We start from the raw sequence: 1,791 nt of genomic DNA on the forward strand, positions 1-1,791 counted from the left end.
CCCCCCCCCACGGGTTGATCAGCGAAACGCTCTTCTCACGCCGCCCCTGCTCCAGTCATCCCGCGCCGGGAACTTCGCCCGTTTGATCTTCTTCTACCTACAACAGGCGGCGTCAGCCGTCTTTCGTCAGAGGAGTCGATCATGCAAGTTCAAGTCAACAGCAACCATATCGAAGGCAGTGCCCGATTGCAGGAGTGGGTCGGCAGTACGGTGGTGGACGCGCTACAGCGTTTCGAAGACCAGTTGGCCCGGGTTGAGATTCACGTCAGCGACGAGAACGCCCAGAAGGGGGGCGCCGCGGATAAACGCTGCCAGATCGAGGCGCGTCTGCAAGGCGTTGCGGCCATTTCCGTAAGCCATAAGGCCGAGAGCCTGGAGCTGGCGGTGGAGGGCGCCGCCGAGAAAATGCTGCATGCGCTCGATCATCAGGTCGGCAAGCTCAACCCGGCCGTCGAATCCATGGGACGCGTGACCGCTCCGGTGGATGAAGCGCCACCGGAATTGGTGGACGCCATGCTGGAGGAGGATTTCCTCGCAAACCAAGAGGCTCGTGGCAAAGAATAAAAGGAGACGATCATGACCGCTCATCAACCCTTCAGCCGGCAGGTATTGGCCGAGCTTCTGGCGTTCGACGAACAGCCGAGCCTTTCGTTGTATATGCCCACCCACCGTACATTCCCCGAACGCAGCCAGGACCCGATCCGCTACAAGAACCTGGTGCGCGAGCTGCAGACGCAACTCGAACAACAGCACCCGGGCGTCGATTGCACGCCGTTGCTTGAACCTTTCCACGCGCTGGTGGACGACCAGGATTTCTGGAATTCCAACCGGGACGGCATCGCAGTATTCGGCGCCCGTGATTACTTCAAGGTCATCGCGGTGAACCAGCGCCTGCCGCAATGCGCATTCGCCAACAGCCACCCGTACCTGAAGCCATTGTTGCGGCTGGTCCAGTCGACCGAACGTTATCAGGTGCTGTGCCTGACCCGTAACGAGGTGTGGTTGTACGAGGGCTCCTCCCAACAACTGGAAAAAGTCGAGCTGGTCGACGAGGTTCCACGCAACCAGAACGAGGCCCTCGGCGATGAGCTGACTTCAGGTGACCAGCAGGGTTTTCCCAACGGCTTCAGCCGCAGCAGTGAGCGCGGCGATCCGATGATGCATGAGTCCGCCGGCGGCGGTAAGCAGGATGAAACCAACCTCGACCGCGAGCGGTTTTTCCGCGCCGTGGACAAGGCCATCCTGGAACATTATTCGCAACCTTCGGGCTTGCCGATGATCCTCGTGGCCCTGCCGGAAAACCAAGCGGTGTTTCGCGCGGTCAGCCATAACTCGCAGTTGCTGGGCCAGGGGATCGATGGCGACCCTTCGCGATTAGGCGTGGAGGAGTTACGCGTGCAGTGCTCCAAGGTCATGGCCCACAGCCATTCGGATCGGGTCGTCGACAGCCTCAATCGGTATGGCGTCGCGGTCGGCCAGGGACGGGCGCTGGACAATCTCGCCGAGATCGCCAAGGCCGCCTGGGAAAGCCGCATTGCATTGTTGCTGGTGGAGGCGGAGCGACAGGTTCCCGGCCAGCTCGACGCGGACACGGGCCGCTTGATCGTCGACGAGACCGGCGATGAACAGGCCCCTGATGTGCTGGACGAATTGATCCTGGCCGTGACCCGGCAGGGCGGCGAAGTGATCGTCGTGCCGCCTGAGCATGTCATGCCGACCGATACGGGCGCAGCGGCGGTGTGCCGGTTCTAGGCAATCACGCAACTTAGGCATAAAACCCTGTGGGAGCGA

2 protein-coding genes are annotated in these 1,791 nt (G+C 61.5%); both read left to right on the forward strand.

The annotated features are described in order from the left end of the window. Window positions 1–141: 141 nt before the first annotated feature. On the forward strand, window positions 142–564 hold the full coding sequence (locus ACE04F_RS13285; protein ID WP_486107313.1) for an HPF/RaiA family ribosome-associated protein: 423 nt from the start codon (window positions 142–144) through the stop codon (window positions 562–564). A gap of 12 nt (window positions 565–576) precedes the next feature. Beyond that, complete coding sequence (locus tag ACE04F_RS13290) at window positions 577–1,752, forward strand: baeRF3 domain-containing protein (protein WP_486107315.1); 1,176 nt, start codon at window positions 577–579, stop codon at window positions 1,750–1,752. Window positions 1,753–1,791: the final 39 nt, after the last annotated feature.

The organism is Pseudomonas sp. AGC41 (assembly GCF_057334555.1).